General features: G+C 73.9%; 2 protein-coding genes. Both read right to left on the bottom strand.

Features of this window, described 5'->3' with window-relative positions; all coding sequences use genetic code 11:
• Nucleotides 1-2,044: type I polyketide synthase (locus ABEA87_RS42030; RefSeq protein ID WP_345639392.1), on the bottom strand; the 2,044-nt coding region annotated here is incomplete at its 3' end.
• 3 nt (nucleotides 2,045-2,047) lie between these two features.
• Nucleotides 2,048-4,182: beta-ketoacyl reductase (locus ABEA87_RS42025; RefSeq protein ID WP_345639391.1), on the bottom strand; the 2,135-nt coding region annotated here is incomplete at its 5' end.

Below are 4,182 nucleotides of genomic sequence, written 5' to 3'. Positions count from 1 at the left end.
CCCCACCCTCAGGCAACGCCTCCATCAACGACGCCCGCGCCGCCACCAACCGCACCGCATCCCCAAGCGACAACACCCCCGCCACATGAGCCGCGACAACCTCACCAATCGAATGCCCCGCCACCACACTCGGACGCACCCCAAACGACTCCAACAACCGCCACAACGCCACCTCCACCGCAAACAACGCCGGCTGCGCCCACCCCGTACGCTCCAACCCCACCCCCGACTCAATCACCGGCCGCAGACCAGGACCGAACAGCCCACACACCTCATCCAACGCCCCCGCGAACACCGGAAACACCTGTGCCAGGCCAGCACCCATCCCCACCCGCTGCGCACCCTGACCCGTAAACACCACACCCAACCGGGCGTCGTCCTCGGGCGCCTGGCCGACGACCGTGTTCGGCGCACTGTCGCCGTTGGCGAGGGCATCGAGGCCGGCGTCGAGCGCGGCGCGGTCGACGCCCCAGACGACCGCCCGGTCCTCGAAGAGATGACGGGCGGTGGTGAGGCCGGCCGCCACCGCGGCGGCGTCGTACTGGCCCGTTGCGGTGCGCAGCTGGGCGGCCTGGGCGCGCAGCGCGTCGCCGCCACGGGCGGACAGCTGCCACACGTACCGCCCGGGAACCGTGCCGCTCGGCGCGGTCGAGGGCTCCGCTGTGGCCTCGCCGTCCTCCGCGTCGGCCTGCTCAAGGATCAGGTGGGCGTTGGTGCCGCTGACTCCGAACGCGGAGACTCCGGCGCGCCGTGGCCGGTCACCGACCCACTCCCGCTCCTCGGTGAGCAGGCGGACGGCACCGACGGTCCAGTCGATCCGGCTCGACGGCTGGTCGACGTGCAGCGTGCGGGGCAGCACCCCGGCCCGCATCGCCATCACCATCTTGATCACACCCGCGACCCCCGCCGCGGCCTGCGTATGACCGATGTTCGACTTCACCGAACCCAACCACAACGGCCGATCCTCCGGCCGATCCTGCCCGTAGGTCGCCAACAACGCCTGCGCCTCGATCGGGTCACCGAGCTTCGTACCCGTCCCGTGCGCCTCCACCACATCCACCTCGGCCGGCGTCAGGCCCGCGTTAGCCAACGCCGCCCGGATCACCCGCTGCTGCGACGGACCATTCGGCGCGGTGAGCCCATTCGACGCACCGTCCTGGTTCACCGCCGAACCACGCACCACCGCCAACACCCGATGCCCCAACCGGCGCGCGTCCGACAACCGCTCCAGCAGCACCAGACCGACACCCTCACCCCAGCCCGTACCATCGGCCGCCTCGGCGAACGACTTGCACCGGCCGTCGGCCGCGAGGCCGCCCTGCCGGGAGAATTCGGTGAACGTCTCCGAGGTCGCCATCACGGTCACACCGCCGGCCACCGCGAGCTCGCACTCGCCGCGCCTCAGCGACTGCGCGGCCAAGTGCATGGCCACCAGCGACGACGAGCAGGCCGTGTCCACGGACACCGCGGGGCCCTCGAAGCCGAACGTGTACGCGATCCGGCCGGAGACGACGCTCGCCGCCGTGCCGATGCCCAGATGGCCGGCCACGTCCTCGAGCGAGCCGCGCAGCAGGGTGGCGTAGTCCTGGCCGTTCGTGCCGATGAAGACTCCTGTGCCGCTGCCGCGGGCGGTCGCCGGGTCGATCCCCGCCCGTTCGAACGCCTCCCAGGTGATCTCCAGCAACAGCCGCTGCTGCGGGTCCATCGCCAGCGCCTCACGCGGCGAGATGCCGAAGAAGCCGGCGTCGAAGGCCGCCGCCTGCTCCAGGAAGGCGCCGTGCCCGGTGCTGCTGGCGCCACGGAGCAGCGTGCCGAGGTCCCAGCCCCGGTCGGCGGGCAGCGGTGTCACCGTGTCGACGCCGCCGGCGACGACCCGGAACAGGTCCTCGGGCGTACTGACTCCGCCGGGGAACCGGCAGGACATGGCCACGATCGCCACCGGCTCGGCCGCCGCGGCGATGAGCGCCCGGTTCTGCCGGCGCAGCCGGTCGGCCTCCTTGACGGACGCACGGAGCGCCTCGACTATCTTCTCGGGGCTGGTCATATCTCAGGCCTCCGTTCCGTCCAACGCCAGGCGCACCAGCGCCTCGGCGTCGAGGCTGTCGAGCGAGTCGGGGTCACCCTCGGGCGAGCCAGCGGGCCCGATACCGCTTCCGCCGGCCAGGTCGAGCAGTGCCGGCAGCAGGCCGGCCTCGCGGAAGCGGGCCAGCGGGACGGCAGCCAGTGCCGCGCGCAGTATCGCCTCCTCCGAGTCGGCGGGACCGTCCGGCAGCAGCTCGGTGCCGAGCATCTCGGCAAGCGCGGCCGGGGTCGGGAAGTCGAAGACGATGCCGGCCGGCAGCGACAGGCCGGTCGCCGCGTTCAGCCGGTTACGGAACTCGATCGAGGTCAGCGAGTCGAAGCCGAGTTCCGTGAACGGCCGCCTGGCCGAGATCGGCTCACCGGCCGGGTACCCGAGCGCCGCGGCGGCCTGCTCCCGCACCAGTTCCAGCAGCGAGCGCTGGGCCTGCTCGGCGGGCATCCGGGCGAGCCGGTCGCGCAGGCCCAGCGCGGCCGTGGCCGGCCCGGCCGCCGGGACGAGCGCCTCGCGCACCCCGGGGATGTCGGACATCAGCGGCGCCGGCCTCAGCGAGGTGAACGCCGGGATGAAGCGCGTCCAGTCCACGTCGGCCACGGTCACCGTGGTGTCGCCCCCCGCGAGCGCCCTTTCCAGGGCGGCTATCGCACGCTGCGGCGGCAGTGGGCGCAGGCCGCGCCGGCGCAGGTAGTCCTCGGCCTCGTAGTCGGTGGCCATGCCGCCGTCGGCCCACGGGCCCCAGGCGACCGCGGTGGCCACCCGCCCGTCGGCCCGGCGGCGCTGGGCGAGCCCGTCGAGGTAGGCGTTCGCGGCCCCGTACGCCGCCTGCCGGCCGCTGCCCCACACTCCGGCGATCGAGGAGAACAGGACGAAGGCGTCCAGCTCCCGGTCGCCGAGGGCCTCGTCCAGGTAGCGGGCGCCGCGCACCTTCGCCGCCAGGATCGCCTCGAGGTCTCCCGGTTCCGCGGTGTCCAACGGCGTCGGACCGCCGACGCCGGCGGCGTGCACGACGGTACGCAGCTCGTCGCCGAGCGACCGGACCAGCGCCGTGACGGCCTCCCGGTCGGCGACGTCGCAGGCGACCACCGAGGCTCGGGTACCGAGGCCGGCAAGCTCCTCGACCAGCTCCGTGGCACCGGCCGCGGCGGTGCCCGCACGGCTGGCCAGCACGACGTGCTCGGCTCCGCGACGGGCCACCCACCGCGCGACCTCGCCACCGAGCGCGCCGGTGCCGCCGGTGATGAGCACCGTTCCGCTGGTCTGCCAGGTACCCGGGGTGGCCGGGCCGGCCGGCAGCAGGCGGCGCGCCAGCACCCCGCCGGGGCGGAGCGCGACCTGGTCCTCGTCGTCGGCCCGGCCGAGGATCCCGGCCAGCGTCGACGCGTACTCGGCGGGTGTGGTCTCGGGCAGGTCGACCAGGCCACCCCACCGGCCCGGCAGGTCGAGCGCGGCGGTCCGGCCGAGGCCCCACAGCGCGGCCTGTGCCGGGTCGGGCCGCGCGTCCTGCTCGCCGGTGCGGACCGCTCCGCTGGTGGCGCACCACAGCGGCGCGTCGATCCCGGCCGCGGTCGCGGCCTGCAGCAGTGCGACCGTGTCGTCGAGGAGGTCGTCGGCGTCCGCGGACAGCGCCAGCAGGGACAGTAGGCCGGCGACGGAATCCGTTCCGGCCGTGGTCAGGCGGTCGGTCATGGTGTCGCGGTCGGCGCCGACGGGCAGGTCGACCGGCCCGCAGTCGAGGCCGGCGGCGCGCAGCGCCTCGGTGAGCCCGCGTTGGGCGGCGGTGCCGTGGCCGGCGATCAGCCACCGCCCCGACCCCACGGAGGTGGGAGTCTCGACCGGCTTCCAGTCCACCTGGTACCGCAGGGTGTCGGTGCTGGTCTCGGAGCCGGGTGCGGTCAGCCAGTAGTGCTGGTGCTGGAACGGGTACGTCGGCAGGCTCAACTCCGGTGCCGCCGCACACGGCCACTGCACCGGGGTGCCCGTCACATACAACCGGGCCAACGCCGACAACCACGACTCCACCTCATCCCGGTCCCGGCGCTGCGCCGCAACCGCCGTCACCCCAGAACCCAGAACCTCCTTCGCCGCCGCCGTCAACGGACCAT

It is taken from the genome of Rugosimonospora acidiphila (assembly GCF_039543385.1).
GTDB classification, from domain to species: Bacteria; Actinomycetota; Actinomycetes; order Mycobacteriales; family Micromonosporaceae; genus Rugosimonospora; species Rugosimonospora acidiphila.
This window is presented reverse-complemented; position numbering and strand designations above follow the sequence as displayed.